This is a genomic window from Rahnella sp. ATs2 (genome assembly GCF_051851855.1).
In the GTDB taxonomy this organism is placed as follows: domain Bacteria; phylum Pseudomonadota; class Gammaproteobacteria; order Enterobacterales; family Enterobacteriaceae; genus Rahnella; species Rahnella variigena.
This window is the reverse complement of record NZ_JBLYPL010000011.1, coordinates 162,091-187,132: the sequence shown is the minus strand read 5'-3', so window position 1 is coordinate 187,132 and position 25,042 is coordinate 162,091. Positions and strand designations below refer to the sequence as shown.

Genomic DNA, 25,042 nt, shown 5'->3' with positions numbered 1-25,042 from the left:
AATTCGTTTTGCTGGCAAGAATGATAAAAGCTTAGCAGAGGGCGGATTAATCGATTTATCCTGATTGTGTGCAGGGCTATTTCGCTCTATTTTTGAACCGGTTACGCAATGACCTGCGGTGTAAGGATTTTTATTAGCCGCTGGCGGAAAACACAAACTCAGCAGCGGCTAAATAGGGCAATGAGGAAATGAAACGGCGATTAATTAATATCGATGCGTTTTATTCCTTTCACCGACATCAGCGCCTCGTACAATTTATCCACGCTTTGTTTCGGACGCAGGATCACATCCAGAACCAGTTCACATTTACTTTCATCTTCGTCGCGCTGATTCACTTTGATATGACCCGGACGTATACGCATTTTCTGTAACGATAATAACACCGCAGGCACGCTTTCCGGCATCAGGCGTATTTCGATTAAATGGTGATGGCCGACCCAGTGATTGCTGATCTGGCGAAAGACTTCCAGCACAATTAAGGTCATGAAAGCGCCATATATACCGATTTCGTACAACCCGCTACCAATCACCAGACCAATGGCGGCGGTCACCCACAAACCGGCGGCGGTGGTTAAGCCTTTCACAATCTGTTTTTGAATAATGATGGTCCCGGCGCCGAGGAAACCCATCCCGCTGACGACCTGTGCGGCGACACGGCTGGGGTCGAAACTGACGTGGGTTTGCATCAGGATATCGGCGAAACCGTATTTCGACACAATCATAAACATCGCGCTGCCGATACCCACCAGAATATGGGTGCGTAATCCGGCTTCTTTCGCGCGCAGCTGACGCTCAATACCGATTAAGCCACCCAGGGCTCCGGCGAGGGCAATACGCAGGAGAAAATCTGTCAGCATAAAAAGGCTCCTTGTTGATTATATTTTCCAGTGTATGTAGACGGAAAATAGGTTAATAACCGTTAATTTTATTAGCAGAAGAAATAACCAGGCGAAATAAAATGTGTCTGAGTGTTTAAATACGCCCTTTTTTTAGGAAAAAGTTGATGTTATTTCTCCGGAGGGCTCGACGGCGATGAAAAACGTCGGATATGATGGCGATTCGAAAAAAATTCCCCCCGTCATATTCAGGAGCAGGACAGATGATCACTGCGTTTCGCGTGTTACTGGCCGCGGGTGTGCTGGTGTTAGCCGCATGCAGCAGCCACGACGATTCGGCTGAAGTTGTGCAAAAAGGCAACAGCGTTAATATCGGACAGCGCACCGTTAATATAGACAGCCCGGCTTATGCAGCCTGTTCCATGGCGGGAGGCCAGTTACGAATGGCGCCGCAGCTTGATGGCAGCCGTGTCGGCATGTGTTCGATGGCGAATGGCCGTCAGTGCTCTGAAGGCGCGCTGATGCAGGGACTCTGTAAAGCCTGATAAAACGCCAAACTGATGTTTGGCGTTTTTGCATTCGTGCTACGACATACCTGCTGTTACATACGGTCTTTCAGACGATATACCAGCTGGTGTTTGCCCTGCGTCAGGGTCAGTTTGTGATCCTGCAGGGTCACTGCCGCGCCGTTATTCAGAACGTCGCTGATCACGTGATCCCATTTATTCAGATTTTCATCCGGGCACAGCATCATGGTGGACGCCAGGCCTTTCACGGTCAGCACGTTGTTTTGCAGCTTGCCCTGACCCATGAAGTTGTTACACATTTTGCCGGAAACATGCATGTTTGAGCCGAATTCGATTTCCGGAATACGCCCCTGCGCAGCAGGAACCGTCTGACCATCCACACTCAGCAGTTCAAAGCGGTGATGCTGCAGGTCGTTTTGTTTCACAGTAGTGTCTTGATTCATGCTGCAGGCACCCAGAGTCATCGCGGCGGCCAGAATAAACAGTGACTTCTTCATCTTCTCTCCTGAGAAATATTCCTTTAGCACTCGCCATGTCGATACATTCAACTGACTTATGCAATATTTGTCGGAGTATTATAGCGTGAATGGATGGGGATTTTAAGCCCTTAACTCCCTCCCCTGCGAAGGGGAGGGTTGGGGTGGGGTATTAATGACAACTCAGAATTTGAAGTTGCCTGTAAAACCCCCTCCCGGCCTCCCCCTTCGCTGGGGGAGGAGCTTAAAACCTTGTCCGTCTTTATCCCGTCATCTCCCCATCATAAAAGCGTCATTTTAGCCCGATAGGTTATGCCCATCACGAGTCAGAGAGACACCGGCGGCATGAGCTATTTATCACTTCACCACATCCGAAAATCCTGGGGCAACAAAGTAGCACTTAACGACATCAGCTTTGATGTGGAAGAGGGCGATTTCATTGCGTTGCTGGGGCCTTCCGGCTGCGGGAAATCCACCATGCTGCGCACGATTGCCGGCCTGGAATCCGCGGACAGCGGCGCGATTTATTTCCAGCACACAGATGTGACAGCGCTCACACCGTCACAGCGCAAGCTTTCTATGGTGTTCCAGTCCTACGCACTCTTTCCGCACATGAACGTTCGCGAAAACCTGTTATTCGGATTGCGGGCGCGCGGCGAGGATAAACGTCATTTCGCTTCGCGGTTACAGGAAGTCAGCAAACTGATGGAGCTGGAACCCTTGCTCGACCGGCTTCCGGCGCAGCTTTCCGGCGGACAGCAGCAGCGTGTGGCGCTGGGCCGGGCGGTGATTGCCAATAACAAGCTGTGTCTGATGGATGAACCGCTTTCCAATCTGGACGCCAAGCTGCGTCAGAGTATGCGTCGTGAGATCCGTGCGATTCAGAAAAAGCTCGGTCTGACGATGGTGTACGTCACCCACGATCAGACCGAAGCGATGAGCATGGCGGACAAAATCATTCTGCTCAACGACGGGTGTATCGAACAGCACGACACGCCGGACAATCTCTATAACAACCCCACCAGCATTTTTACCGCGCAATTCATCGGTGCGCCGCCGATGAACATTCTGCCGCTCGAACGCCGGGGTCATCATCATTATCTGGCCACCATGTCCGTGCCGGTGGTGGAATATTTCCATCAGGACGCGATCAGTCTGGGGCTGCGTGCAGAAGATATTCAGCTGATTGCCGCCGAAAACGCCAGCCTGACCGCGCAGGTGATAAGCCACGAATACTTGGGTGCGGATACTCTCATCGCCTGCGCCTTAGCCGGATATGCGCAACCGCTGACGGTCAAAGTCGCCGGGATGAAACGCTACGCCGAAGGCCACTCCGTCGGGTTGCAGTGGGCGACGGGCGCACAATATTTTTTCTTCACAGCGGACGGAAAGCGCTGCTATCAGGCGGAACAAGCCTGCCAGCCTTCAGATAACCGCGTCGCCGTGTAGCACGTTTTTTTGAGTCACTTTTATTCTTACAACGACTATTACCGAAGGGAACATCATGTCTATTGCGCACCGTTTCTCACGTCTGACCGCAGCGATGCTTTTAATCACCGGAACCTCGGCTTTTGCGGCGGACCCGGTGAAATTACAAATGTATTACCCGATCGCCGTGGGCGGAAAAATCAGCCATACCGTGGATACGCTGGTGGAAGATTTCCAGAAAACGCATCCGGATATCAGCATTCAGCCGGTGTATACCGGGGATTACGCCACCACAGTGACCAAAGCGCTGACCGCGTTCCGTGGCGGCAATGCCCCGCAGATTGCGGTTATTGGCGACATTGAAGCCTATTCGCTGATCGACGCGGGTGCAATTTTGCCGGTCAGTGACCTGGCGAATGACGCAGACGGCAAAAAATGGATCGACGGTTTTTATCCGGCCTTTATCCGCCATATTCAGGACAAGGTCTGGGGAATTCCGTTCCAGCGTTCAACCGTGGTGATGTACTGGAACAAACAGGCGTTTGAGAAAGCCGGGCTGAATGGCGATACGCCGCCCGCTAACTGGCAGCAGGTGGTGGATTTCGGCAAAAAACTGGTGGTGCGTGACGGCAATGAAGTGAAGCAGTGGGGTATCGAAATTCCTTCAACGCCAAACGGTTACTGGAACTTCCAGGGGATTGCCGCCACCAACGGCAGCCATCTGGATAACGGCAAAGGTACGGCGGTCACGTTTGATACGCCGGCTAACGTCGAGACGCTGCAATGGCTGACTGATTTGTCGCAAAAAGAGGGCGTATCACCAAAAGGCACTATTGCGTGGGGCACCACGCCGCAGGACTTTATCGACGGTAAAACGGCGATGATGGTGACCACGACCGGCAATCTGACTACCGTGCGTGAAAATGCCAAATTCCCGTTCGGTGTGGCGATGTTGCCGGAGAAAACCCGGCGCGGCAGCCCGACCGGCGGTGGCAACCTGTACGTTTTCAAAAACACCACACCGGAACAGCAGAAAGCCGCCATGGCGTTTATCCGCTGGGTTTCTGCGCCTGAGCAGGCCGCCCGCTGGAGCATCGCGACGGGGTACGTCGCGACATCACCCGCCGCATGGGAAACCCCGGTCATGCAGGATTACGTGAAACAGGTGCCGCAGGCGCTGGTGGCGCGTGAGCAGCTTAAATATTCCCAGCCGGAGCTCTCGACGTATAACAGCGTGCAGATCCAGGAACTGCTGAACCACGCGATCGAAGCCGCCGTGACGCAGGCCAAAACGCCGGCAGACGCGCTGAGTTCGGCGCAGAAACAGGCCGACCGCCTGCTGAAACCTTATCAGTAAGGACCGGCATGAGCATCCTGCACACTGTTGCACCGGCCGCCCGCACTCGCGGGCTGTCTTTACAGCTTTATGGTTATCTGCTGCTGTTGCCCGCGCTCTGTTTTTTGCTGCTGTTTACCCATTATCCGGCGCTGGCGACGGTGTGGGAAAGCCTGTTCAGCGCAGCGCGTAGCGGGCATTCCGCGCAGTTTGTCGGTCTGGACAATTACCGCGCACTGCTCGACGACGACATCTTTATGCTGTCGCTGCGCAATAACCTGCTTTATGCCGTGATCACCATCCCGCTGTCGGTCATTCTTGCGCTGATGATGGCGCTGGCCGTGAACCGTCGTCTGCGCGGTAACGCCATCACCCGCGCGGCGTTTTTCATTCCTTCGCTGCTGCCGATGGTGGCGATTGCCAACCTGTGGCTGTTTTTCTATACGCCGCAACTCGGCTTGCTTAACAAGCTGCTGGCGCTGTTTTCGCTGCCGGCGGTCAACTGGCTCGGCGAACCCGGCACGGCGCTTTACAGCCTGATGGCGGTTTCCGTGTGGCGCGAAGCCGGATTCTTTATGATTTTTTATCTGGCGGCGTTGCAGCAAATCGATCCGCGTCTTGCCGAAGCTGCTGAAATTGAGGGAGCGTCGCGGCGCTATTTCTTCTTTCGCGTGCAGTGGCCGTTACTGATGCCGACCACGCTGTTCATCCTGATCAATGCCTCGATGAATGCTTTCAGGATTGTCGATCAGGTGATTGCCATGACCAACGGCGGCCCAAATAACAGCACCAGTTTGTTGCTCTTTTACATCTACCGCACAGCGTTCAGTTACTGGGATTTACCGGCCGCGTCAGCCATGACGGTCGTCTTGCTGGTGATCCTCGCCGCTATTGCGCTGATCAAATTTAATCTGCTGGATAAAAGGGCGCACTATCAGTGAATCGTTTTTCTCTCAGCCGTTTTTCCCTGAATCTTGCCATCTGGCTGGCTGCTTTGTTGTGGTTTTTGCCGGTGCTGGTGGCAGTCTGGGTATCCATTCATCCGGCCTCGGCGCAGGGCAGTTTTTCACTGTTTGCGCCGCTGACCTTGCAGAATTTTATCAATGCCTGGAACGCGGCTCCGTTCGCCCGTTACTTTCTCAACACCACGTTGCTGGTGCTGATGATTGTGGTCTGCCAGCTGATACTGGCGACGCTGGCGGCTTACGCGCTGGTGCGGTTTAAACTCAAAGCCGGTGGATTTATCTTCGCGCTGATTTTGCTGCAACTGATGATAAGTCCCGATGTTCTGATCCTGAACAACTACAAAACCATTGGTGCGCTGGGGCTGCGTGACACGCTGGCCGGTATTGCGCTGCCGTATTTTGCCTCGGCGTTTGCCATCTTCCTGCTGCGCCAGACGTTTAAAAGCATTCCGCTGGTGCTGGAAGAAGCCGCCATCGTGGAAGGCGCCAGCCGGTTCTATATCCTGCGCAAAATCTACATCCCGCTGGCGAAACCGATTTACGTGGCCTTTGCGCTGGTTTCCATCAGTTTCCACTGGAACGATTTTCTCTGGCCGCTGGTCATCACCGATTCGGTGAAAGTGCGGCCGGTTACGGTCGGACTTCAGCTGTTTTCTGCGCCGGAACAGGGCGTGCAATGGGCGCTGATCAGCGCCGCGACGCTGATGACCGTGCTGCCATTACTGGTGCTGTTTCTTATCTTTCAGCGCCAGTTCGTTCAATCTTTTATGCGGGCAGGGATCCGATAAGCACCTGACAGGAGAATATTATGACCGTCAAGACTTCATCCCCTTTGTTATCTGAGCGGCAGGCACAGGCGCTGGGCAATGTCAGTTCACTGTACGAACCGCCGGAGGTGCATGATGCGCTGGTAAACGGCGCTCGACTGCGGTTCGGGCTGATTGCGGATCCACAATATGCAGATGCCGATCCGCATAACATCCGTTATTACCGCAACAGCCTGAATAAACTGGCTACGGCTATCAATGAGCTGAATGACTTAAAACTGGATTTTGTCGTCACATTGGGTGACCTGGTGGACAGAGACTGGACCAGTTTTCAGGCGGTTCTTGACCGTTATGACGCGCTGCGCCATCCGCATGCGGTGCTGATCGGCAACCACGATGCGCAGGTGATTTCTGAACATCTCTGTGCGCAAAAACCGGCATTGGGTCTGCCGAAAAGTTACTATTCGTTCAGTCTGCCGGGCTATCGTTTTCTGGTCATTGACGGCAACGACGTCAGCTTGTACTGCAATCATGCTAACGGTGACGACCATCAGCTGGCTGAATATATGCTGGAAGAACTGACCGAATGCCAGCAGTCGCAGGCGCAGCCGTGGAACGGTGCGGTTGGTCGCAAACAGCTGGAATGGATTGAACAGAATTTGCGCGAAGCCCGTGAGCGGCGTGAAGTGGTGCTGGTTTTCGGGCACTACCCGCTGACGCCGGTAAACAGCCATAACCTTTGGAACTGCGAGACGCTGGTCGAACTGCTGTGCCGTTATGACGTGCGCGCCTATTTCGCCGGTCACGACCATCGCGGCGGCTATGACCGCGTCGGAAATACCGATTTTATAACGCTCAAGGGAATGGTGGATGGCGAAAATAGCCTGCCGTTTTCCTCGGTGACGCTGGCCGATGACGTGCTGACCATCATCGGTTATGGCACGGAAATCAGCCGCGTACTTAGTCGCTGACAACTTAGCCGCTGACAGCGACAGCAGAAATTAAAAAGGCTCACCGAAGTGAGCCTTATCATTCTTACGTTATTTAAGCGGTCAGCAGATTCGGGCAGTGAACGCCTTTCGACAGCTGATCAATATTCATCAGCGTGGTTTCTGAAATGCTGGTCAGTGCATCGCTGGTCAGAAACGCCTGATGGCCGGTGAACAGCACGTTGTGACATGATGACAGGCGGCGGAATACGTCGTCGAGGATCACTTCGTTGGAGTTATCTTCGAAGAACAGATCGCGTTCATTTTCGTAAACGTCCATGCCCAGCGCGCCGATTTTTTGTTTTTTCAGCGCATCAATCGCAGCGGTGGCATCCAGCAATGCGCCACGGCTGGTGTTGACGATCATCACGCCATCTTTCATCTTGGCAAACGCACCGGCATTCAGCATGTGGTGGTTTTCCGGCGTCAGCGGACAGTGCAGCGAAATCACATCGGATTCGGCATACAGCGTGTCCAGATCGACATATTCAGCGCCGAGTTCCAGTGCCAGCGGGCTTGGGTACGGATCGTAAGCCAGAATGCGCATACCAAAACCTTTGAGAATACGCATGGCGGCCACGCCGATTTTACCGGTCCCGATAATGCCGGCGGTGCGCTGATACATGTTAAAACCGATCAGGCCTTCCAGTGAGAAGTTAGCTTCACGGGTGCGCTGATAGGCGCGATGAATGTGACGGTTCAGACACATCATCATACCTACTGCATGTTCGGCCACCGCTTCTGGCGAATAGGCCGGTACGCGCACCACCGAAATCCCTAACGCTTTCGCTGCATCTAAATCGACATTGTTAAAACCGGCACAACGCAGGGCGAGGGTTTTAATGCCAAGGGTTGCCAGTTCCTGTAACACGTCGCGGCAACCATCGTCGTTAACAAAAATACAGACTGCATCAGAACCTATCGCTGTTTTCGCCGTTTTCGGGGTCAGCAGAAAATCGAAAAATTCCAGCTCGTAGCCATAATGTTGATTGACCAGTTCCAGATATTTCCGGTCGTAATTTTTAGTACTGTAGACAGCCACTTTCATGGTGTTTCTCCGCAGTGAGTTTGAATCTCTGGCGAAACGGTTTCCGACTGTTTTATAAGGAATAAAGAGTTTCAGAAACAATTCGCAATATGCTACCAAACTAGCAGAGCGCAGGGGCGCAGACAATTTTTCCCGTGCTATTTGGCTCAGGTGTTCTGGCAATCCGGCCATCAGTTGTTACGCTAATTATGATATCTTGCGGGCGGTTAGGTCATTTAGTGAAGTATAAGACAAGGCAAGTCATGAGGAACGGACTGAAGAGAAGCGCGCAGATACTCCTGAGTATAGTGGTGATTATCGCATTGCTGATGTGGGTGTTATGGAAAACCGTGCCGCGCTGGTTGCCCGTTGTGGCCGGGCACTGGCTGCCCGCAGGCACGCAACTGACGCTCAAAGGCGCGCCGCGCTGGGCTGACGGTGTACTTCAGTTGCCGGGCGTGGGTTATTCCGCTGGTGACTGCCAGCTTACCACCGCGCGCAATGCCCGCCTCAGCCGTCATGACGGACAATGGGCGCTGAAACTGGACGCCCTGAGCGTAGACACCGCCTGTCTGGCTAAAATGCCGAAAAGCGACAGCCAGCAGACGCTTTCGCTGGCCGATATTCAGCAGATGTTGCCGCCCGGCGATATCAGCATTGATCATCTTTCTGTCACGCCCTGGCAGCGCTATGCCGGTCAGTTGCAGATCAGTAATGCTGGCGGCACGCAGCATCTTTCCTTTAATGGCGAATCGCTGAAACTCGACGCGGTGCTGGACGGCAACCGTCAGCTGGCGATCCATTCCTTCAGCCTGACACCACCGGGCAGCGACCAGCCTGTCACGCTGAGCGGCAAATTGCTGCTGCCTGCGACGTTAGACACTCTCCCGGAATCCGGCGAGTTGCACGCCGAAATGCAAACTGCGCAGGTGCCCAATCCGCTGGATATTCAGCTCAGCTGGCAGGCGACTGAAGGCGTGCTGACGTTAACAGAAAAAGACAGCCAGCAGCCGTTACTGATGCTGCCGTGGAAACTGAGCAATAACGTTTTAGACATCACGCATGGGCTGTGGCGCTGGCCGTATGCTGCGCAACCGCTGGCGGGTGGCGTAAACCTGACCCTCAGTGACTGGACGCCGACGTTCGATCAAACCAATATCACGGCGCGCCTGAACGTGCTGACGCAGGGGCACAATGGTAAGGCGAACGTGGTGCTGACCATGGGGCCGGGGCGCGTCGGGCTGCTCGACAGTAATCTCGGTTTCCGCCTCACCGGACAAGCCAATTTGCAGGCAACTTCTCTGAGTGCGTCGCTTCCCGGCCAGCTCAGCGGTTCGGTTCTGAATCCGACGCTGTCACTGCGCAGCGGTTCACTGCTGCGTGCGTGGGGGAAACCGACGCCGGAGCTGACGATCAGCGATGCGCGCTGGCCGCTGGCGGGGGTAAAAGTGTCGGCTGAAGGTGTCAGCGGGCCACTTCAGGCCATTCTTAAAGCACGCCACAGCTTCTGGGGCGCGTTTGATTTACATCTCAGTGGCAAAGCCCTGACATTCTGGCCAGATATCGGCCAGTGGAATTTCAACTACTGGGGCAACGGTCATCTGCCGCCGCTTAACGGTCGCTGGGATATGTCCGGCAAAGGCCAGTGGCATGACAATCTCATCAGCATTAATTCGCTTTCCACCGGTTTTGACCGGCTGCATTACGGCCTCGTCGATGTCGATGCGCCGCGTCTGACACTGGAACATCCTCTGCAATGGAAACGTCCGCCGTCTTCGCGTTTTAAACCGCAGTACCCTGATTTACCGACAGAATTTAAAGGTGACATCAAACTGGTGGCGAAAAAAATTGCGCTGGAGAACGGCGGATATCTGCCTCCGGCAACGCTGGCGTTACAGCTCAGCGGCGACAGCCCCGACAGTTTCACGATGCGCGGAATGCTTGATGCCAAACCGATTGGGCCGATCCGCCTCAACGGGCGCTGGGACGGCGAACGTCTGCGCGGCGAAGGCTGGTGGCCTAAACAACAACTCACCGCGTTCCAGACACTGCTGACGCCGGATCTGAACATCAAATTACGTGCAGGATCGTTCTACGCGCAGTCGGCATTCTCGGCGGCACGCGGGCAGGGATTTGTCGCTGGCGGCCACTGGGTAGTGAAAAACGGCGGCTTCTGGATGAAGGACGGCGACCTGAGCGGGCTGGATTTCAGTCTGCCTTATCGCCTGAAAGATCAGGTCTGGCAGCTCGGCGTGAAAAAACCGGTGACGCTGCGCATCGGCGAAGTGAACAATCTGGTCAAAATGCAGAATGTGACTGCTGATTTGCAAGGTCATTATCCGTGGAGTGAAGAGACGCCGCTGACCCTGAGCAATCTCGGTGTCGATATGCTGCGCGGGCATCTGAGCCTCTCGGCGCTGCGTATGCCGCAGCATGATGCGGCGGTGCTGAAGTTCGACAAGATCAATCTCAGCGAACTCTTCACGGCGCTGAAACCGAAACAACTGGCGATGTCGGGCGTCGTGTACGGTGAACTGCCGCTGTACGTGGAAAATCCGCAGTGGATCATCCATAACGGCTGGATCAGAAATGACGGCGGCCTGACGCTGCGCCTCGATCCGCAATTCGCGGACGCGATGGCCAGCGGGAATTTCGCCAATAACATGGTGATTGGCCTGCTGCGCTATCTGGAAATCAGCCGTTCTGATGCGCTGGTCAGCCTCGATAATCTTGGCGTGCTGTCCATGAAAGCGAAAGTGGACGGGGTGAACTACACCGACACGACGCACGGCGGTGACAAAGAAAAACGTGAAATCGTCCTCAACTATTCCCACGAGGAGAACATCTACCAGCTCTGGCGCAGCTTGCGCTTTGGCGACAATCTTCAGGAATGGCTGCAACAGCAGATGTCTTTGCCTGCGAATGCGCTGTCAAAAGGCTCCGCTGCGGCCGGGCAGAAAAAGGATCCAACAGTGAGGAAGGAAAAATGAAACTGCAATTTGCAGGACCGTGCGTGGCGCTTTGCGTAGTAATGCTCAGCGGATGCGTACCGCGCATCGAACTGGCTGCGCCGAAAGAGCCGATCACTATCAATATGAACGTGAAAATTGAACACGAAATTCATATCAAAGTGGATAAAGACGTGGAAGATCTGCTGAAAAATCAGAGCGATTTATTCTAGGAGCCACTATGTCCGCGATAATTTTCAATAAAAATGGCCTCAAAAGAATCAGCCTGATGTTGCTGGCCGGTGGTTTACTGTTTTGCAGTCAGGCGTTCGCATTAACGCTCAATGAAGCCAAGCAACAGGGGCGCGTGGGCGAAACGCTGTCCGGTTATCTGGCACCGCTAAAACAAGACGCGGAAAGTGTCGCGCTGGCATCAAAAATCAACGAGGCGCGCAAACAGCAATACCAGCAGGTGGCGCAGGAAAATAACGTCAGCACCGACGATGTGGCAAAACTGGCCGGACAGAAACTGGTCGCCAGAGCAGGAAAGGGTGAATACGTCCGCGGCATTAACGGACAGTGGTTGCAGAAATAGGGTTTACTGAAGAGAGCGGGTGATTTTGAGGAAAAAACGGCAAAAAAAAGCGCGCCTCTCGGCGCGCAATAGTTTTATCACAACTTCATCTGAGCATAACGGACAGATTCTTAAGTGAATGGGTGCTCAGATTGTGATCACTGCAATTATGCGGCAGCCAGTTCTTTGATGGCCGCATCGATGGCTGCTTTCGCATCAGTCTGTGCTTTAGTCGCCACTTCAGGACCGTATGCAATGCCTTCAGCGTAAACGAATTCTACGTCGCTCATTCCCAGGAAGCCCAGGAACAGGGACAGGTAAGGTGCTACCAGGTCGCTTGGGGTGTCTTTATGAATACCACCACGGCTGGTCAGAACGATAACGCGTTTACCTTTTACCAGACCTTCAGGGCCTTTCTCGGTGTATTTGAACGTCACGCCAGCACGGGCAACCAGGTCGAAATAGGTTTTCAGCTGAGTCGGGATGTTGAAGTTGTACATTGGTGCAGCGATAACGATCACGTCATGCGCCTGCAGTTCGTCGATCAGGGTGTTAGACAGCGCCAGTGCTTCTTCCTGACGTGGTGTCAGCGGAGCATCGGAAGGACGCAGTGCGCCAACCAGTTCGCCATCTAATACAGGGATTGGGTTAGCCGCCAGGTCACGAACTGTCACGGTAGAACCGCTGTTTGCAGACTGATACTGTGCAACCAGGTAATCGGCCAGTTGGTTTGACTGAGAGAAGTTAGCCAGAATGCTTGATTTCAGAACGAGTACTTTGCTCATTAGTGAGTTCCTTAACTGTGTGGTACATAGGGTGTTGGTTTTTATAACCAGAACGTTCCCCGAATGGAACTTACTTTATTCAGAAAGCTTATGCAGTGATAGCGCAATATTTAGAGACCTATCATCGATTTTTTTGAACAACTTCAACTCCGGTCGCAAAATCACCCGTTTTCAGCATCTTCAATACCTTGTGTTAACATAGACACAAGCAGGCAAGGCGTGAACCTTCCTCATCCCCCATTCAGATTCAGCTGGCGCAGATGATTTGCTCTCCGGCTGACATGTAACAAGGAATTCCGATCGTGAAATCACCGCTCGCGGCATTATCAGCGCAGTTAGACGGGCTGATGCTACGTGACCGGCAACGCCTGCAACGTCGTTTGCAGGGTGCCAGAAAGATTGATAAACCCGAAGCACTCGACGCGTTAAGTGCTGAAATCCAGAGCGCTATCAACGAGAGTCTGAAGAAAGTCAGCGCCCGTGAAGCGTCACGGCCAAAAATCAGCTATCCGGAAAACCTGCCGGTCAGCCAGAAAAAAGAAGACATTTATAACGCTATCCGCGACCACCAGGTGGTGATTGTGGCGGGCGAAACCGGCTCCGGTAAAACCACGCAGATCCCGAAAATCTGTATGGAACTCGGTCGCGGGATCAAAGGCGTGATCGGTCATACCCAGCCGCGTCGTTTGGCGGCGCGTACCGTGGCCAACCGTATTGCCGATGAGCTGGATACCACACTCGGTAACACGGTCGGCTATAAAGTTCGCTTTAACGATCAGGTCAGCGAAAACACGCTGGTTAAACTGATGACCGACGGTATTCTGCTGGCTGAAATCCAGCAGGATCGCATGCTGATGCAGTACGACACGCTGATCATCGATGAAGCGCATGAACGCAGCCTGAACATCGACTTTATACTCGGTTACCTGCGTCAGTTGCTGCCAAAGCGTCCGGATCTCAAAGTCATTATTACCTCGGCGACCATTGACCCGCAGCGTTTCTCGCGCCATTTCAATAATGCGCCGATCATTGAAGTCTCCGGCCGGACGTATCCGGTCGACGTGCGCTATCGCCCGATTGTTGATGATGCCGACGATGTGGATCGTGACCAGTTGCAGGCGATTTTCGATGCGGTCGATGAACTCGGTCGCGAAAGCATGGGCGACATCCTGATTTTCATGAGCGGTGAACGTGAAATTCGTGATACCGCTGATGCGCTGAACCGTCTGGATCTGCCGCACACCGAGATTTTGCCGCTGTATGCGCGACTGTCGAACAGTGAACAGAATCGCGTGTTCCAGTCGCATTCCGGTCGCCGTATTGTGCTGGCGACCAACGTCGCCGAAACCTCGCTGACCGTGCCGGGCATTAAATATGTGATTGACCCCGGTACCGCGCGTATCAGCCGTTACAGCTTCCGCACCAAAGTGCAGCGTCTGCCGATTGAGCAGGTGTCTCAGGCGTCCGCTAACCAGCGTAAAGGACGTTGCGGACGTGTGTCCGAAGGTATCTGTATCCGTCTTTATTCGGAGCAGGATTTCCTGTCGCGTCCGGAGTTTACCGACCCCGAAATTCTGCGCACCAACCTGGCGTCCGTTATTTTGCAAATGACGTCGCTGGGGCTGGGCGATATTGGCGCATTTCCGTTCGTGGAAGCGCCGGACAAACGCAATATTCAGGATGGTGTGCGTCTGCTCGAAGAGCTGAACGCCATCAATAATGCCGTCGATGGCCGGTATACGCTGACGCCACTGGGCCGTCAGCTGGCGCAGTTGCCGGTGGATCCGCGTCTGGCGCGCATGGTGCTGGAAGCGCAGAAAAACGGCTGTATGCGCGAGGTGATGATTATCACGTCCGCGCTGTCGATTCAGGATCCGCGTGAACGTCCGATGGACAAACAGCAGGCGTCCGATGAAAAACATCGCCGTTTTGCTGACAAGGATTCAGATTTCCTGGCGTTCGTGAACCTGTGGGATCACCTGAAAGTACAGCAGAAAGAGCTGTCTTCGGCGCAGTTCCGCAAGTTATGCCGCAGCGATTACCTCAACTATCTGCGCGTGCGTGAATGGCAGGATATCTATACCCAGCTGCGTCAGGTGGTGAAAGAACTTGGCCTGCCGGTGAACAGCGAACCGGCTGAATATCGCGAAGTTCACTGCTCGCTGCTGACCGGCTTGCTGTCGCATATCGGTCAGAAAGATGCGGATAAACAGGAGTATACCGGCGCGCGCAACGCACGTTTTGCCGTCTTCCCGGGATCCGGATTATTCAAAAAGCCGCCTAAATGGGTGATGGTTGCTGAACTGGTGGAAACCAGCCGCCTGTGGGGGCGCATTGCCGCGCGTATCGAACCGGAATGGATCGAGCCGCTGGCGCAGCATCTGGCGAAAAGCAGTTACAGCGAACCGCACTGGGAAAAAGCACAGGGCGCGGTCATGGCGACGGAAAAAGTCACGCTGTACGGCCTGCCGATTGTGGCGGCGCGTCGTGTGAACTATGGCACGATTGATCCGGTGGTTTCCCGCGAGCTGTTTATTCGTCACGCGCTGGTGGAAGGCGACTGGCAGACGCGTCACGCGTTCTTCCGCGCTAACCTGCGTCTGCGTACCGAAGTCGAAGAGCTGGAACACAAATCCCGTCGCCGCGATATTCTGGTCGATGACGAAACCTTGTTCCTGTTCTATGAGCAGCGCATCGGGCAGGAAGTCGTGTCTGCACGTCACTTTGATACCTGGTGGAAAAAACAGCCGCAGGACAGCCTGAACTTTGAAAAAAGCATGCTGATCAAAGAGGGCGCAGGCAATATCAGTGCCCATGATTACCCGAACTTCTGGCATCAGGGCAATCTCAAACTGCGCGTCACTTATCAGTTTGAACCGGGTACGGATGCCGACGGCGTGACGGTACATATTCCGTTGCCGCTGCTCAATCAGGTGACGGAAGAAGGTTTCGACTGGCAGATCCCTGGCATTCGCCGCGACCTGATTATGGCGCTGATTAAATCGCTGCCAAAACCGGTTCGACGCAATTTTGTGCCGGCACCGAATTACGCCGACGCTTTGCTCGGTCGCATTAAACCGTTTGAAATGCCATTGCTCGATGCGATGGAAAAAGAGTTGCGTAAGATGAGCGGCGTGACGGTGTCACGTGAAGACTGGCAGCTGGAGCAGGTGCCCGATCATCTCAAAATGACCTTCCGCATTGTTGATGACAAAAACAAAACGCTGCGTGAGGGCAAAGACCTGCTGGCACTGAAATCCGGCCTGAAAGAGCAGGTTCAGCAAACGCTGTCTGCGGTGGCGGATGACGGCATCGAACAGCGCGATCTGCATGTCTGGAGTTTCGGTACATTGCCGGAGCGCTACGAACAAAAACGCGGCGGCTATGAAGTGAAAGCCTATCCGGCGATTCTGGATGAGAAAGACAGCGTGGCGATCCGTCTGTTCGACAGCGAGCTGGAACAGCAGCAGGCGATGCTCAGCGGTATGCGGCGTTTGCTGTTGCTGAACATTCCTTCTCCGGTCAAATACCTGCACGAGAAGTTGCCGAACAAAGCCAAACTGGGGCTGTACTTTAACCCGTACGGTAAAGTGCTGGATCTGATCGACGACTGTATTTCCTGCGGTATCGACAAACTGATTGCCGAATCCGGTGGACTGGTGTGGCGCGAGGAAGATTTTGCGAAACTGCATGAGCACGTACGCGCCAACCTGAATGAGACGGTGGTACAGATTGCGATTCAGGTGGAGCAAATCCTGACCACTGTGTTCAGCATCAACAAGCGGCTGAAAGGGCGGATTGATATCACCATGGCGCTGGCGCTTTCAGATATTAAAGCGCAAATGTCCGGGCTGATTTATCGCGGATTCGTGACGCAAAACGGCTGGAAGCGTCTGCCGGATACGCTGCGTTATTTGCAGGCGATTGAACGCCGGATGGACAAACTGGCCATGGATCCGCACCGCGACCGTGCACAGATGTTAAAAGTGGAAAACATCCAGCAGCAATGGCAGCAGTGGTTCAACAAACTGCCGCCGGTGCGTCAGCAAAGTGAGGATGTAAAAGAAGTGCGCTGGATGATTGAAGAGCTGCGCGTCAGCTACTTCGCTCAGCAACTGGGCACGCCGTATCCGATATCGGATAAACGTATTTTACAGACCATGGAACAGCTGGTTTAACCGGTTCTCTAAACTAAAAAACCGCCTTAGTGACTCAAGGCGGTTTTTTTTACGCTCTGCAACGGTGATTCGGACGTTTATTGAACGGGCGCCGTCGCCGGTGTGCTGGCGCTGATGACGCCGGAAGACAGCGTGTTCAGTGCGTCGCGGATGGCCGGAACGGCCAGCGCACGGTTGTCTGCCAGATAACGATCCTGCGCGGCAGGCGCGGAACTTTGAATCGCGACCAACGACCAGCCGTCAGCATTTTTCAGCAACAATGGCGAACCGCTGTCGCCCGGCAGCGTGTCGCAGCGATGCGATAACACGCCCGGTTGTGCCCAGCCTGTCACCAGACAATCCTGATGCACGTATAAATCATCGAGATGATCTTCCGGATAGCCTGCCTGTGTCACTTTTCTGCCTTCCTGCTTGAGCAGCGCAGTCAGATCATCGCGTGAACCTTCCCACAACGGCAGGGGTTTGATCGGCAACGCCAGCTTTTCATCCGTCAGACGGACCAGCGCGAAATCGAACGGTGCGGCTTTTGGCGGAACGATCCAGCCATCGCCATCGGCTTTCAGTTTCTTACCGAGCTTAGGATCCACCAGGGTTTGCAGTGCCGTTATCTGATAACGCCATTTCTGATTGTGAGAAATAAAACGCAGGGCAATGACTTTGTCGATCTTACCCGGAGGCGCGAGAACGCAGTGACCGGCAGTGAGGACCAGATGTTTGGAAATCAGGGTGGCGGTACATAAATTACCGCTTTCGGTTTCAATCTGTCCGATGGCCTGCCACGGCCAGTGCGCCGCCGCAGAAACCTGAGTTCGCTGATCGTGACCGAAGAACAGGGCCGTTTTTTCTTTTAAGCTGATTGAAGGTGCGTCGCTGTCTGCGTCATCCGGAGAATCTGCATGAACAAGAGGACTGGCGGTAAAACAGAAAAAGCACAAAAAAAGCGGTAACGCGATGCGCATAACATTCTGACCTTGAAAACAGGGAGAACCCGATAACCAGTTATTATGGAACGATTATAGACGGTTATCTTTCGTGTTGGATAGATTTGTCTGATAACTCAATCTTTTGAGAAGATGACGGACGTCATCCGGGATACTTCAGAAGTAGAAGAACAGGGTGATCAGACCGCAGAGGATCAGAGAGCACAGGGTGATTTCGAACAGGTAGCGGCGCAGCATCTTCCATCAGTACCTCAAGATAAAGAACCGGAGAAAAAAACACCCGGCGAACCGGGTGTTAAATCATCAGTCTTGATAATGGTGAGTAGATACGCTCACAAAGACTTCTTACTGACTACTTATGCTGCTGGCGTTGCTTTTGCAGCTGGTGCAGCTTTCTTAGCATGTTTCACGTGTTTTTTAGCAGCCTGGGCTTTCTGAGCTACCGGAGCCGCTTTTTTAGCGTGTTTCACGTGTTTTTTAGCAGCCTGAGCTTTCTGAGCTACCGGAGCCGCTTTTTTAGCGTGTTTTACGTGTTTTTTAGCGGCCTGAGCTTTCTGAGCTACTGGTGCTTTCTTGGCTGCTTTTTTGTGTTTCTTGGCAGCCTGAGCTTTCTGCACAGGTTTTTTATGTGCTTTATGCTTAGTCGCATGAGCCGGAGCAGCGGTAGTTGCTGTTGCAGCGGGTGCTGGCGTTGCAGTGGTTTCAGCAGCGAAAGCAACTGAAGACAGGCCCATTGCAGCGGCTACAACCAGAGCTAATACTTTTTTCATGTGTAATTCCTTAAGAATTTTAGTTTAAGTGTCCACCCCACTGCGGGGCCGGTGAAAGAATAATAGGCATGTGGATCGCTGCTGTCCGTGAGTGATTGGTATCGGCGTGTAACGGAATGTACAAAGAGGGGGATTTTAGGAAAATCAGGGGATTACATTGTATTGGCGGGAGTTAGATGTGTTGTTTTGCTCCTCCCCCTGCGAAGGGGGAGGCAGGGAGGGGGTTTTGCAGACAAAACCGTGGCTAATGCACACATTAATTTTTGATTTGACCTTAATACCCCACCCCAACCCTCCCCTTCGCAGGGGAGGGAGCAAACGGAATTCCCCCCAAACCCAACATCTCTCCTGCTTATGCCTAAATCACCCATCTATATCCCTTTTTGTTAGTGGCACCGCCTTCATCCCTTGTGCAATTCTCTGACTTACAAAAGAAAAACAGGTCTGTATTTGTTCTGAATACTCCACTTTGAAAAATTGGGGCGTAAGCCCTCTGAAGACTATTCATAAGGAAAAGCGATGGCTGTCATTGACGTAAATAAAACCAAGATTGCTGCCGGATTGTTTCTGGCGCTCAGCACGATTTCTTCTTTTGCCGTGCACGCGGATCAGCTGGCGGACATCAAGAAAGCCGGTGTGGTGAAGGTCGCGACCTTCGATTCCAATCCGCCGTTTGGGTCTGTGGATGCCAAAACGCATGACATCGTCGGTTATGACGTTGATTTCGCAAAAGCGCTGGCGAAAACGCTGGGCGTGAAATTGCAACTGGTACCGACCAATCCGGCGAACCGCATTCCTTTGTTACAGTCCGGTAAAGCGGATCTGATTGTGGCTGATATCACCATCACGCCGGAACGCGCGAAAGTGATCGACTTCTCCGTGCCGTATTTCGTCACCGGCCAGCAGTTCCTGGTGCCGGCAAATTCGCCGGATAAACTGGATGCGTATGCCACGGCGCGTATCGGTGCGGTGAAAGGCACCACCGGCGAGCAGGAATTGCATAACCGCTTCCCGCAGTCCCGCGTGCTGTCTTATGACGATATTCCGCTGGCACTTTCTGCGCTGCGTAACGGCAACGTGCAGGCCATTACTCAGGACAGCACCATTCTGGCCGGTTTGCTGGATGGCGCGCCGGATAAAGCGAAATACAAAGTGCTGCCTGAATTACTGAGCAAAGAAGAGATTGGCGTGGGCGTGAAAAAAGGCGAGACCAGCCTGCTGAAAGTGGTCAATGACGAGCTGCTGAATCTGGAGAAAAACGGTCAGGCGGTCAGCATTTATAACGTCTGGTTCGGTCCGCAGACTAAATCACCTCAGCCGCGTCTGTTCAAAATCGAAGCCAAATAATCTGTTTTATGCAAGGTAAGACACATGCAGCAAGACACTCTCTCAACCGCAGCGACGTCTGCGGTTTTTTCACATTCATCCGCCGGAAAAACGGCGGCCGTTGAATTCCGCCAGGTCAGTAAATCTTTCGGTCCGCATGAGGTGATCCGTAACGTGGATTTGCGTGTGGACAGCGGCGAAGTGGTGGCAGTTTGCGGGCCCTCCGGTTCGGGAAAATCCACGCTGATCCGGCTGATTAATCAGCTGGAATCGGTCAGCAGCGGTGAAATTTATATCGATAACCAGCCGACGCGCAATCTCAAAGGTGCCGCATTACGCCAGTTGCGCACGCACATCGGATTTGTATTTCAGCAGTTCAACCTTTATGCCCATCTCACCGCCGAAGACAACGTCAGTCTGGCGCTGATCAAAGTGCATGGCTGGAAGAAAACTCAGGCACGCGAAAAGGCACGTGCATTGCTGACGCGCGTCGGGCTGGGCGATAAAGCGCAGCATTATCCTGAGCAGCTTTCCGGCGGTCAGCAGCAGCGCGTGGCGATTGCCAGGGCGCTGGTCACGGATCCGGGCATTATTTTATTTGATGAACCAACGTCGGCGCTGGATCCGGAAATGATTGGTGAAGTGTTGCTGGTCATGCAGGAACTGGCGAAAAGCGGCATCACCATGATTGTGGTGACGCACGAGATGAGTTTTGCCCGTGAAATCGCTGACCGGGTGATTTTCATGGACGGCGGTGAAATTCTTGAACAGGCGCAGCCGGAAGATTTCTTCCTACGTCCGCAACATCCGCGTGCGCAGCGGTTTCTGCAAAAAGTCCTGTTCCCGCTGCATCCGCAGAGCGGAGCCGCGCTATGAACTGGCATCTCGACTGGGCTGGCGTGCTGACCGGCCAGCCTCTGCAATGGATAGTCTCCGGCTTCCTTACCACGCTGTATGTCAGCATTGTTGGCAGCCTGCTCGCCACGTTACTGACTGTGTTGCTGCTGGCGCTGCGCATTAGTTCGTCGCGTCTGGCACGCGGTGCGGTGGCGGCGTTTGTCTCTGTTTTTCGCAACACGCCGCTGCTGGTACAACTGCTGTTCTGGTATTTCGCGGCATACGGCGCGCTGCCGCAAAGCTGGCGTTTTTATATCGGCGACAATCATCCGTGGGCGTCGTTTCCGGGCAACATTGCGTGGCTGACCCCGGAATTTCTGTGTGCGGCCTGGGGGCTGGCGCTGTTCACGGCGGCGTTTCTGGTGGAAGAAGTGCAGGCCGGACTGAATTCTGTGCCCAAAGGCCAGACCGAAGCGGCGATTTCTCAGGGTTTCAGCCGTAAAACGCTGCTGCTTTCGATTATCCTGCCGCAGGCGCTGATCAACGCGTGGCAGCCGATCACCGGCCAGTATCTCAACCTGATGAAGCTTTCCTCGCTGGCGACAGGTATTGGTTTTTCGGAACTGACGTATCAGGTCAGCCAGATTGAAAGCTATAACGCGCACGCCTTTGAAGGTTTCGCCGTCGGGACGCTGCTTTATCTGGCACTCGGACTGATCCTCGGCTGGCTGATGACGGCGTTTGGCCCGAAACGACCGCAGCACAGGCCGCAGGTGGTACTGAAGGAGGAAACCCGCGATGGAGTTTGACTGGTCTGTTATACACGATAATTTCACTTATCTGCTGTGGGGAAGGCTGGCGGATGGCGAGCCGGGCGGAGTATTGCTGACGCTAATCATGGCGGCATCGGCGGGCGTTCTGGCGTTAGTGTTCGGTGTGCTGATGGCGGCGCTGGCGTGGCGTTTCGGCGGCTGGACGCGGAAAATCCTGTTTATCTGGGCGTCGTTTATCCGCGGCATTCCGCTGATATTTGTGATTTTCTGGCTGTATTTCCTGCTGCCGGTGGTATTTGGCGGGTCGATCCCTGGGCCGATGACGGTGATTCTGGCGCTGGCCTGGTTTACCTCGGCGGCGGTGATGCATTCGACGCTGGCCGGTCTGGAAGCGTTGCCGCGCGGGCAAACTGAAGCGGGAATTGCGTCCGGCATGAGTGACGGCAAAGTGCTGTTGTTCGTGCTGTTACCGCAGGCGTGGCCGAATTTGCTGCCGTCGTATCTCGGGCTGCTGATCTCTCTGGTGAAAGACACGTCGCTGGCGTTTATCGTCAACGTGCCGGAACTGACCACCGTTGCCGGACAGGTGAATAACCGGGTACAAATTTACCCGGCAGAAATCTTCCTGCTGGTCGGGCTGATGTATTACCTGCTGTGCGCCTCGCTTGCGTATCTGGCCGGTAAATCGATAAAACGTCGTCAGGGGTTGCGGACGTAAAAGAAAACCCCGCCTGGTTCCGGCGGGATTTTCAGACTGGAGAGACGGCAGGATTATTGTCTTTTGCTGACTGACGTTAATTCCGTATCCACACTCAGATCCCGGTCGAACCATTTTTCAGAAATCTTCTTCAAGGTTCCGTCGGCCCGTAATTCGCCCAGTGCGACATCCACTTTTTGTTTCAGTGCTTCTCCGCGCGCGTCTTTCCTGAACGGCAGGGCGACCTGTTTCAGGCCAAACGGTTCACCGACAACTTTCAGCGGCAGATTTTTATGCTTGATCTGCCCGAGCAGGATCACCTGGCCGGAAACATAGGCATCCACTTTTCCCTGCGCCACGCTGTTAACTACCACATCCATCCCCTCGAAGGTCACCAGCTTGATTTCATTTTTCGGGTCAAATTCTTTCAGGACTTTGGCATAGTTCGAACCGAGATCGGCGGCGACTGTTTTCCCTTTCATGTCCTGCAAACCATGAATGGTGGTGTTGTTTTTACTCACCGCTAACTGCGCCGCTGAGTAATAGTAGGGCGCCGAATAATCATATTTTTTGCGCCGCTCCGGCGTGTCGGCGAAATTGCCTACGGTGTCCACTTTGCCGGTTTCGAGAGAGCCCAGCACGCCCACCCAGTCGGACGTTACCCATTCAACTTTGTAGTGGATTTTGCTGGCGACGGCGTTGAGAATGTCCGCGCTGAATCCTTTGATGGTATCGCCCTCTTTAAAATAGTGCGGATAACCGTCCGGTGTCGCACCCACCCGCAGAACCGGTTGGTCATCCGCTTTTTCGGCGGGCTTGTCACATGCGGTCAGCAGAAGAGGGAGCGAACAAATCGCCAGTGTTAACAATCGCATAGCTTAATTTCCTGTTTAACCGGCATAAGGTTTGCCGAGATGTTTTTCGAGGCGACGCTGTAACTCACTGAAAATGATGGTCAGCGCCCAGTAGACCAGCGCCACGGCGAAATATGCTTCGAAGAATTTCAGCGATTCTGTGGCCACCATTTTTCCGGCGGCCAGCAGTTCGCTAACGCCTAAGGTGAACGCCAGCGAAGAGTTCTTGATCAGGCCGATATACACGTTGCCGGTCGCCGGAATGGCATTGCGGCAGGCTTGCGGAAACAGGATGCGGCTGGAGGCTTTAAACATGCTCAGTCCGGAGGCCAGAGAGGCTTCCAGTTGCCCTTTATCAACAGAGTCGATGGCGGCACGGAAGATTTCCGCCAGATAAGCGGACGTGTTTAAGCTTAAACCGAGGATCACCGCATTCATGGCGCTCAGTGAATTCATCGAAGGAATAATTTGCGGCAAACCAAAATAAATAATCAGTAACTGCACCAAAACCGGCGTGCCGCGAAAGAAGGAAATATAAAGGTGGGCGAAAGCCGCGGGTATTTTACCGGCCCTGAGTAACAGGGCGAAAATAATACCCAGAACGGTAGCCAGTAAAATGGAAAGCAATGAAATCAGCAAGGTCACGGGAAGATAAACGAGGATCTGCGGAATAACGCCGAGCATATAAGGAAAATCAAAATTCATTGTGCAAAGTTCCGTGTACGGCCATCAGGCAAAATCGTGTAAGAAAGAACGGGTGCGGTTCGAGGATCCGGTCTGGAAAATTTTGGCCGGTTCGCCTTGTTCGATAATATGGCCGTGCTCCATGAAAAATATCCGGTCAGAGACATCCCGTGCAAAACCCATTTCATGCGTCACGATCATCATGGTTAAGTCGCGCCCGGCCAGCCCTTCAATCAGGTTCAGCACTTCACGGCGCATTTCAGGATCCAGGGAAGACGTGGGCTCATCGAATAAAATGACCTGCGGATCAACGGCCATGGCGCGGGCGATGCCGACGCGCTGCTGCTGTCCGCCGGAGAGTGTGCCGGGATAAGCCGCCGCTTTGTGCGCCAGACCCACCTGCGCCAGCAATTCTTCACCCCGTTCGCGCGCCTGCGCTGTGTTTAGTTTTCGGGTAAAACGTAAGATCTCAGTGATGTTTTCCAGTGCGGTTTTATTTTTAAACAAATTGTAGTGCTGAAAAACCATCGAAGTCTGGCGGCGAAAATCGGCTGTTTGTCTGCGGGTGAGTGTGTCTGCATTAATGTGTTTATCTCCAATCTGGATCTGGCCGGAATCCGGCCTCACCAGCAAATTCAGCGAACGTAACAGAGTGGATTTCCCGGAACCTGATGGGCCAATAATCGACACCACTTCACCTTTATTTACGGTGAAATTAATATCCGACAGGGCAGGGAATTGGTTAAATGATTTATTCAGTCCGCTGACAGTGATCATGCATACTCCCGCTGGTTAATATAAATAACGCGCATATTTCCTTAAAGGAATATTAACTTTTCGGTTGCCTGCGACAAATGCTTTAAATCGCTAACGATATGCGGGGCGTAATATTATGCATAATACCGGAGCGGATAATCTTTATTGTGCCGGTTTGAACTGACAACCGGCAGCGCATCAATCAGCTTTTTCGTCCACGGATGCGCCGGGTGATGGAACACATCATCGACTTTTCCGTGCTCCACTACGCTGCCGTCTTTCATTACCATCACCCGGTCAGCCAGATGATGCACCACGCCTAAATCATGCGAGATAAACAACAGCGCGGTGCGGTGTTCGGCCTGCATTAACTCATCTAAAAGATAAATCCATTCCGTTTTTGAATTTAAGATCGTGCGGGCGATTCAGAAATCTTGCTGAACGGAGCGGCCTGGAGACCAAAGGCTTCAGGACCGAGAGAAGGAACCGCGTAGCGGCAAGATTTCCAGCCTGTCGCTGCGGTACCTGAAACATAGCCAGCGAGCGGAGCGCGCAGTGAAAGAGCCGG

At 53.6% G+C, this 25,042-nt stretch carries 24 protein-coding genes; 14 read left to right on the top strand and 10 right to left on the bottom strand.

All coding sequences use genetic code 11. The features are described from left to right. Positions 1-200: 200 nt before the first annotated feature. Positions 201-857 (bottom strand): MgtC/SapB family protein, encoded by a 657-nt coding sequence (locus tag ACJY2G_RS14310; protein WP_112287264.1) that lies wholly within the window; start codon positions 855-857, stop codon positions 201-203. 242 nt (positions 858-1,099) lie between these two features. Between ACJY2G_RS14310 and ACJY2G_RS14305 the strand changes: the two genes are divergently transcribed. Beyond that, complete coding sequence (locus ACJY2G_RS14305) at positions 1,100-1,381, top strand: putative hemolysin (protein WP_430320142.1); 282 nt, start codon at positions 1,100-1,102, stop codon at positions 1,379-1,381. Between the two features lie 56 nt (positions 1,382-1,437). Here ACJY2G_RS14305 and hslJ read toward each other — a convergent pair whose 3' ends face one another. After that, positions 1,438-1,860, bottom strand: a complete 423-nt coding sequence (hslJ, locus tag ACJY2G_RS14300; RefSeq protein ID WP_120163981.1) for a heat shock protein HslJ — start codon at positions 1,858-1,860, stop codon at positions 1,438-1,440. 324 nt (positions 1,861-2,184) lie between these two features. Between hslJ and ACJY2G_RS14295 the strand changes: the two genes are divergently transcribed. The 5 genes from ACJY2G_RS14295 to ACJY2G_RS14275 are packed head-to-tail and all read left to right on the top strand — an operon-like array spanning position 2,185 to position 7,306. Further along, entirely contained in the window at positions 2,185-3,288 is a 1,104-nt protein-coding gene (locus tag ACJY2G_RS14295) for an ABC transporter ATP-binding protein (RefSeq protein ID WP_430320143.1), read from the top strand. Positions 3,289-3,343: 55 nt separating this feature from the next. Then, entirely contained in the window at positions 3,344-4,624 is a 1,281-nt protein-coding gene (locus ACJY2G_RS14290; RefSeq protein WP_430320144.1) for an ABC transporter substrate-binding protein, read from the top strand. A gap of 8 nt (positions 4,625-4,632) precedes the next feature. Beyond that, a complete protein-coding gene (locus tag ACJY2G_RS14285) occupies positions 4,633-5,544 on the top strand; it encodes a carbohydrate ABC transporter permease (RefSeq protein ID WP_430320145.1) in 912 nt (303 codons plus the stop codon). Continuing rightward, positions 5,541-6,356 carry a carbohydrate ABC transporter permease gene (locus ACJY2G_RS14280; RefSeq protein WP_112287258.1) on the top strand — a complete coding sequence of 272 codons (816 nt, stop codon included), beginning with the start codon at positions 5,541-5,543 and terminating at the stop codon, positions 6,354-6,356. The genes ACJY2G_RS14285 and ACJY2G_RS14280 overlap by 4 nt, the downstream gene beginning before the upstream one ends. Positions 6,357-6,376: 20 nt before the next feature. Next, positions 6,377-7,306 (top strand): metallophosphoesterase, encoded by a 930-nt coding sequence (locus ACJY2G_RS14275; protein ID WP_439291870.1) that lies wholly within the window; start codon positions 6,377-6,379, stop codon positions 7,304-7,306. A gap of 73 nt (positions 7,307-7,379) precedes the next feature. Here ACJY2G_RS14275 and ACJY2G_RS14270 read toward each other — a convergent pair whose 3' ends face one another. Next, a complete protein-coding gene (locus tag ACJY2G_RS14270; RefSeq protein WP_439291869.1) occupies positions 7,380-8,372 on the bottom strand; it encodes a 2-hydroxyacid dehydrogenase in 993 nt (330 codons plus the stop codon). Positions 8,373-8,626: 254 nt separating this feature from the next. Between ACJY2G_RS14270 and ACJY2G_RS14265 the strand changes: the two genes are divergently transcribed. The 3 genes from ACJY2G_RS14265 to ACJY2G_RS14255 are packed head-to-tail and all read left to right on the top strand — an operon-like array spanning position 8,627 to position 11,894. Next, positions 8,627-11,341 (top strand): YdbH family protein, encoded by a 2,715-nt coding sequence (locus ACJY2G_RS14265; RefSeq protein WP_439291873.1) that lies wholly within the window; start codon positions 8,627-8,629, stop codon positions 11,339-11,341. Continuing rightward, entirely contained in the window at positions 11,338-11,532 is a 195-nt protein-coding gene (locus tag ACJY2G_RS14260) for a YnbE family lipoprotein (RefSeq protein WP_112287254.1), read from the top strand. The genes ACJY2G_RS14265 and ACJY2G_RS14260 overlap by 4 nt, the downstream gene beginning before the upstream one ends. 56 nt (positions 11,533-11,588) lie before the next feature. Then, complete coding sequence (locus tag ACJY2G_RS14255) at positions 11,589-11,894, top strand: YdbL family protein (RefSeq protein WP_112287266.1); 306 nt, start codon at positions 11,589-11,591, stop codon at positions 11,892-11,894. A 146-nt stretch (positions 11,895-12,040) separates the two neighbouring features. On the opposite strand, the gene ACJY2G_RS14250 is transcribed toward ACJY2G_RS14255, so the two are convergent. Beyond that, positions 12,041-12,658 (bottom strand): FMN-dependent NADH-azoreductase, encoded by a 618-nt coding sequence (locus tag ACJY2G_RS14250; RefSeq protein WP_112287253.1) that lies wholly within the window; start codon positions 12,656-12,658, stop codon positions 12,041-12,043. A gap of 302 nt (positions 12,659-12,960) precedes the next feature. Here ACJY2G_RS14250 and hrpA point away from each other — a divergent pair, with 302 nt between their 5' ends. Further along, positions 12,961-16,836, top strand: a complete 3,876-nt coding sequence (hrpA, locus tag ACJY2G_RS14245) for an ATP-dependent RNA helicase HrpA (RefSeq protein ID WP_439291868.1) — start codon at positions 12,961-12,963, stop codon at positions 16,834-16,836. Between the two features lie 77 nt (positions 16,837-16,913). On the opposite strand, the gene ACJY2G_RS14240 is transcribed toward hrpA, so the two are convergent. Further along, the gene (locus ACJY2G_RS14240) at positions 16,914-17,795 is read right to left on the bottom strand and encodes a trypsin-like serine peptidase (RefSeq protein WP_430320149.1); all 882 of its coding nucleotides are present in this window, start codon (positions 17,793-17,795) and stop codon (positions 16,914-16,916) included. Between the two features lie 338 nt (positions 17,796-18,133). Next, positions 18,134-18,547: an acid resistance repetitive basic protein Asr gene (gene asr / locus ACJY2G_RS14235; RefSeq protein ID WP_159281118.1), complete on the bottom strand. Its 414-nt coding sequence runs from the start codon at positions 18,545-18,547 to the stop codon at positions 18,134-18,136. A gap of 519 nt (positions 18,548-19,066) precedes the next feature. On the opposite strand from asr, the gene ACJY2G_RS14230 reads away from it, so the two are divergent. The 4 genes from ACJY2G_RS14230 to ACJY2G_RS14215 are packed head-to-tail and all read left to right on the top strand — an operon-like array spanning position 19,067 to position 22,201. Next, a complete protein-coding gene (locus ACJY2G_RS14230) occupies positions 19,067-19,894 on the top strand; it encodes an ABC transporter substrate-binding protein (protein WP_430320150.1) in 828 nt (275 codons plus the stop codon). 24 nt (positions 19,895-19,918) lie between these two features. After that, entirely contained in the window at positions 19,919-20,749 is an 831-nt protein-coding gene (locus ACJY2G_RS14225; RefSeq protein ID WP_439291867.1) for an amino acid ABC transporter ATP-binding protein, read from the top strand. Next, positions 20,746-21,519: an amino acid ABC transporter permease gene (locus ACJY2G_RS14220; protein ID WP_439291866.1), complete on the top strand. Its 774-nt coding sequence runs from the start codon at positions 20,746-20,748 to the stop codon at positions 21,517-21,519. The genes ACJY2G_RS14225 and ACJY2G_RS14220 overlap by 4 nt, the downstream gene beginning before the upstream one ends. Further along, positions 21,509-22,201, top strand: coding sequence for an amino acid ABC transporter permease (locus tag ACJY2G_RS14215; protein WP_112288535.1), 693 nt, complete (start codon positions 21,509-21,511; stop codon positions 22,199-22,201). The genes ACJY2G_RS14220 and ACJY2G_RS14215 overlap by 11 nt, the downstream gene beginning before the upstream one ends. Before the next feature lie 53 nt (positions 22,202-22,254). Here ACJY2G_RS14215 and ACJY2G_RS14210 read toward each other — a convergent pair whose 3' ends face one another. From ACJY2G_RS14210 to ACJY2G_RS14195, 4 genes are all read right to left on the bottom strand, one after another. After that, a complete protein-coding gene (locus ACJY2G_RS14210; RefSeq protein WP_439291865.1) occupies positions 22,255-23,055 on the bottom strand; it encodes an amino acid ABC transporter substrate-binding protein in 801 nt (266 codons plus the stop codon). 15 nt (positions 23,056-23,070) lie between these two features. Next, positions 23,071-23,739, bottom strand: a complete 669-nt coding sequence (locus ACJY2G_RS14205; protein ID WP_112288533.1) for an amino acid ABC transporter permease — start codon at positions 23,737-23,739, stop codon at positions 23,071-23,073. 24 nt (positions 23,740-23,763) lie between these two features. Then, positions 23,764-24,495: an amino acid ABC transporter ATP-binding protein gene (locus ACJY2G_RS14200; RefSeq protein ID WP_439291864.1), complete on the bottom strand. Its 732-nt coding sequence runs from the start codon at positions 24,493-24,495 to the stop codon at positions 23,764-23,766. Positions 24,496-24,608: 113 nt separating this feature from the next. Then, the gene (locus tag ACJY2G_RS14195; RefSeq protein WP_439291863.1) at positions 24,609-24,842 is read right to left on the bottom strand and encodes an ABC transporter ATP-binding protein; all 234 of its coding nucleotides are present in this window, start codon (positions 24,840-24,842) and stop codon (positions 24,609-24,611) included. Positions 24,843-25,042 lie beyond the last annotated feature (200 nt).

What these genes read in the sequence shown, in the direction of transcription:
- ACJY2G_RS14250 (WP_112287253.1), bottom strand. Translation starts at nt 12,658, where the DNA reads ATGAGCAAAGTACTCGTTCTGAAATCAAGCATTCTGGCTAACTTCTCT.
- ACJY2G_RS14230 (WP_430320150.1), top strand. Translation starts at nt 19,067, where the DNA reads ATGGCTGTCATTGACGTAAATAAAACCAAGATTGCTGCCGGATTGTTT.
- ACJY2G_RS14275 (WP_439291870.1), top strand. Translation starts at nt 6,377, where the DNA reads ATGACCGTCAAGACTTCATCCCCTTTGTTATCTGAGCGGCAGGCACAG.
- ACJY2G_RS14270 (WP_439291869.1), bottom strand. Translation starts at nt 8,372, where the DNA reads ATGAAAGTGGCTGTCTACAGTACTAAAAATTACGACCGGAAATATCTG.
- ACJY2G_RS14210 (WP_439291865.1), bottom strand. Translation starts at nt 23,055, where the DNA reads ATGCGATTGTTAACACTGGCGATTTGTTCGCTCCCTCTTCTGCTGACC.
- ACJY2G_RS14295 (WP_430320143.1), top strand. Translation starts at nt 2,185, where the DNA reads ATGAGCTATTTATCACTTCACCACATCCGAAAATCCTGGGGCAACAAA.
- ACJY2G_RS14240 (WP_430320149.1), bottom strand. Translation starts at nt 17,795, where the DNA reads ATGCGCATCGCGTTACCGCTTTTTTTGTGCTTTTTCTGTTTTACCGCC.
- ACJY2G_RS14225 (WP_439291867.1), top strand. Translation starts at nt 19,919, where the DNA reads ATGCAGCAAGACACTCTCTCAACCGCAGCGACGTCTGCGGTTTTTTCA.
- ACJY2G_RS14220 (WP_439291866.1), top strand. Translation starts at nt 20,746, where the DNA reads ATGAACTGGCATCTCGACTGGGCTGGCGTGCTGACCGGCCAGCCTCTG.
- ACJY2G_RS14310 (WP_112287264.1), bottom strand. Translation starts at nt 857, where the DNA reads ATGCTGACAGATTTTCTCCTGCGTATTGCCCTCGCCGGAGCCCTGGGT.
- ACJY2G_RS14305 (WP_430320142.1), top strand. Translation starts at nt 1,100, where the DNA reads ATGATCACTGCGTTTCGCGTGTTACTGGCCGCGGGTGTGCTGGTGTTA.
- asr (WP_159281118.1), bottom strand. Translation starts at nt 18,547, where the DNA reads ATGAAAAAAGTATTAGCTCTGGTTGTAGCCGCTGCAATGGGCCTGTCT.
- ACJY2G_RS14215 (WP_112288535.1), top strand. Translation starts at nt 21,509, where the DNA reads ATGGAGTTTGACTGGTCTGTTATACACGATAATTTCACTTATCTGCTG.
- hslJ (WP_120163981.1), bottom strand. Translation starts at nt 1,860, where the DNA reads ATGAAGAAGTCACTGTTTATTCTGGCCGCCGCGATGACTCTGGGTGCC.
- ACJY2G_RS14290 (WP_430320144.1), top strand. Translation starts at nt 3,344, where the DNA reads ATGTCTATTGCGCACCGTTTCTCACGTCTGACCGCAGCGATGCTTTTA.
- ACJY2G_RS14200 (WP_439291864.1), bottom strand. Translation starts at nt 24,495, where the DNA reads ATGATCACTGTCAGCGGACTGAATAAATCATTTAACCAATTCCCTGCC.
- ACJY2G_RS14255 (WP_112287266.1), top strand. Translation starts at nt 11,589, where the DNA reads ATGTTGCTGGCCGGTGGTTTACTGTTTTGCAGTCAGGCGTTCGCATTA.
- ACJY2G_RS14205 (WP_112288533.1), bottom strand. Translation starts at nt 23,739, where the DNA reads ATGAATTTTGATTTTCCTTATATGCTCGGCGTTATTCCGCAGATCCTC.
- ACJY2G_RS14285 (WP_430320145.1), top strand. Translation starts at nt 4,633, where the DNA reads ATGAGCATCCTGCACACTGTTGCACCGGCCGCCCGCACTCGCGGGCTG.
- ACJY2G_RS14260 (WP_112287254.1), top strand. Translation starts at nt 11,338, where the DNA reads ATGAAACTGCAATTTGCAGGACCGTGCGTGGCGCTTTGCGTAGTAATG.
- ACJY2G_RS14195 (WP_439291863.1), bottom strand. Translation starts at nt 24,842, where the DNA reads ATGCAGGCCGAACACCGCACCGCGCTGTTGTTTATCTCGCATGATTTA.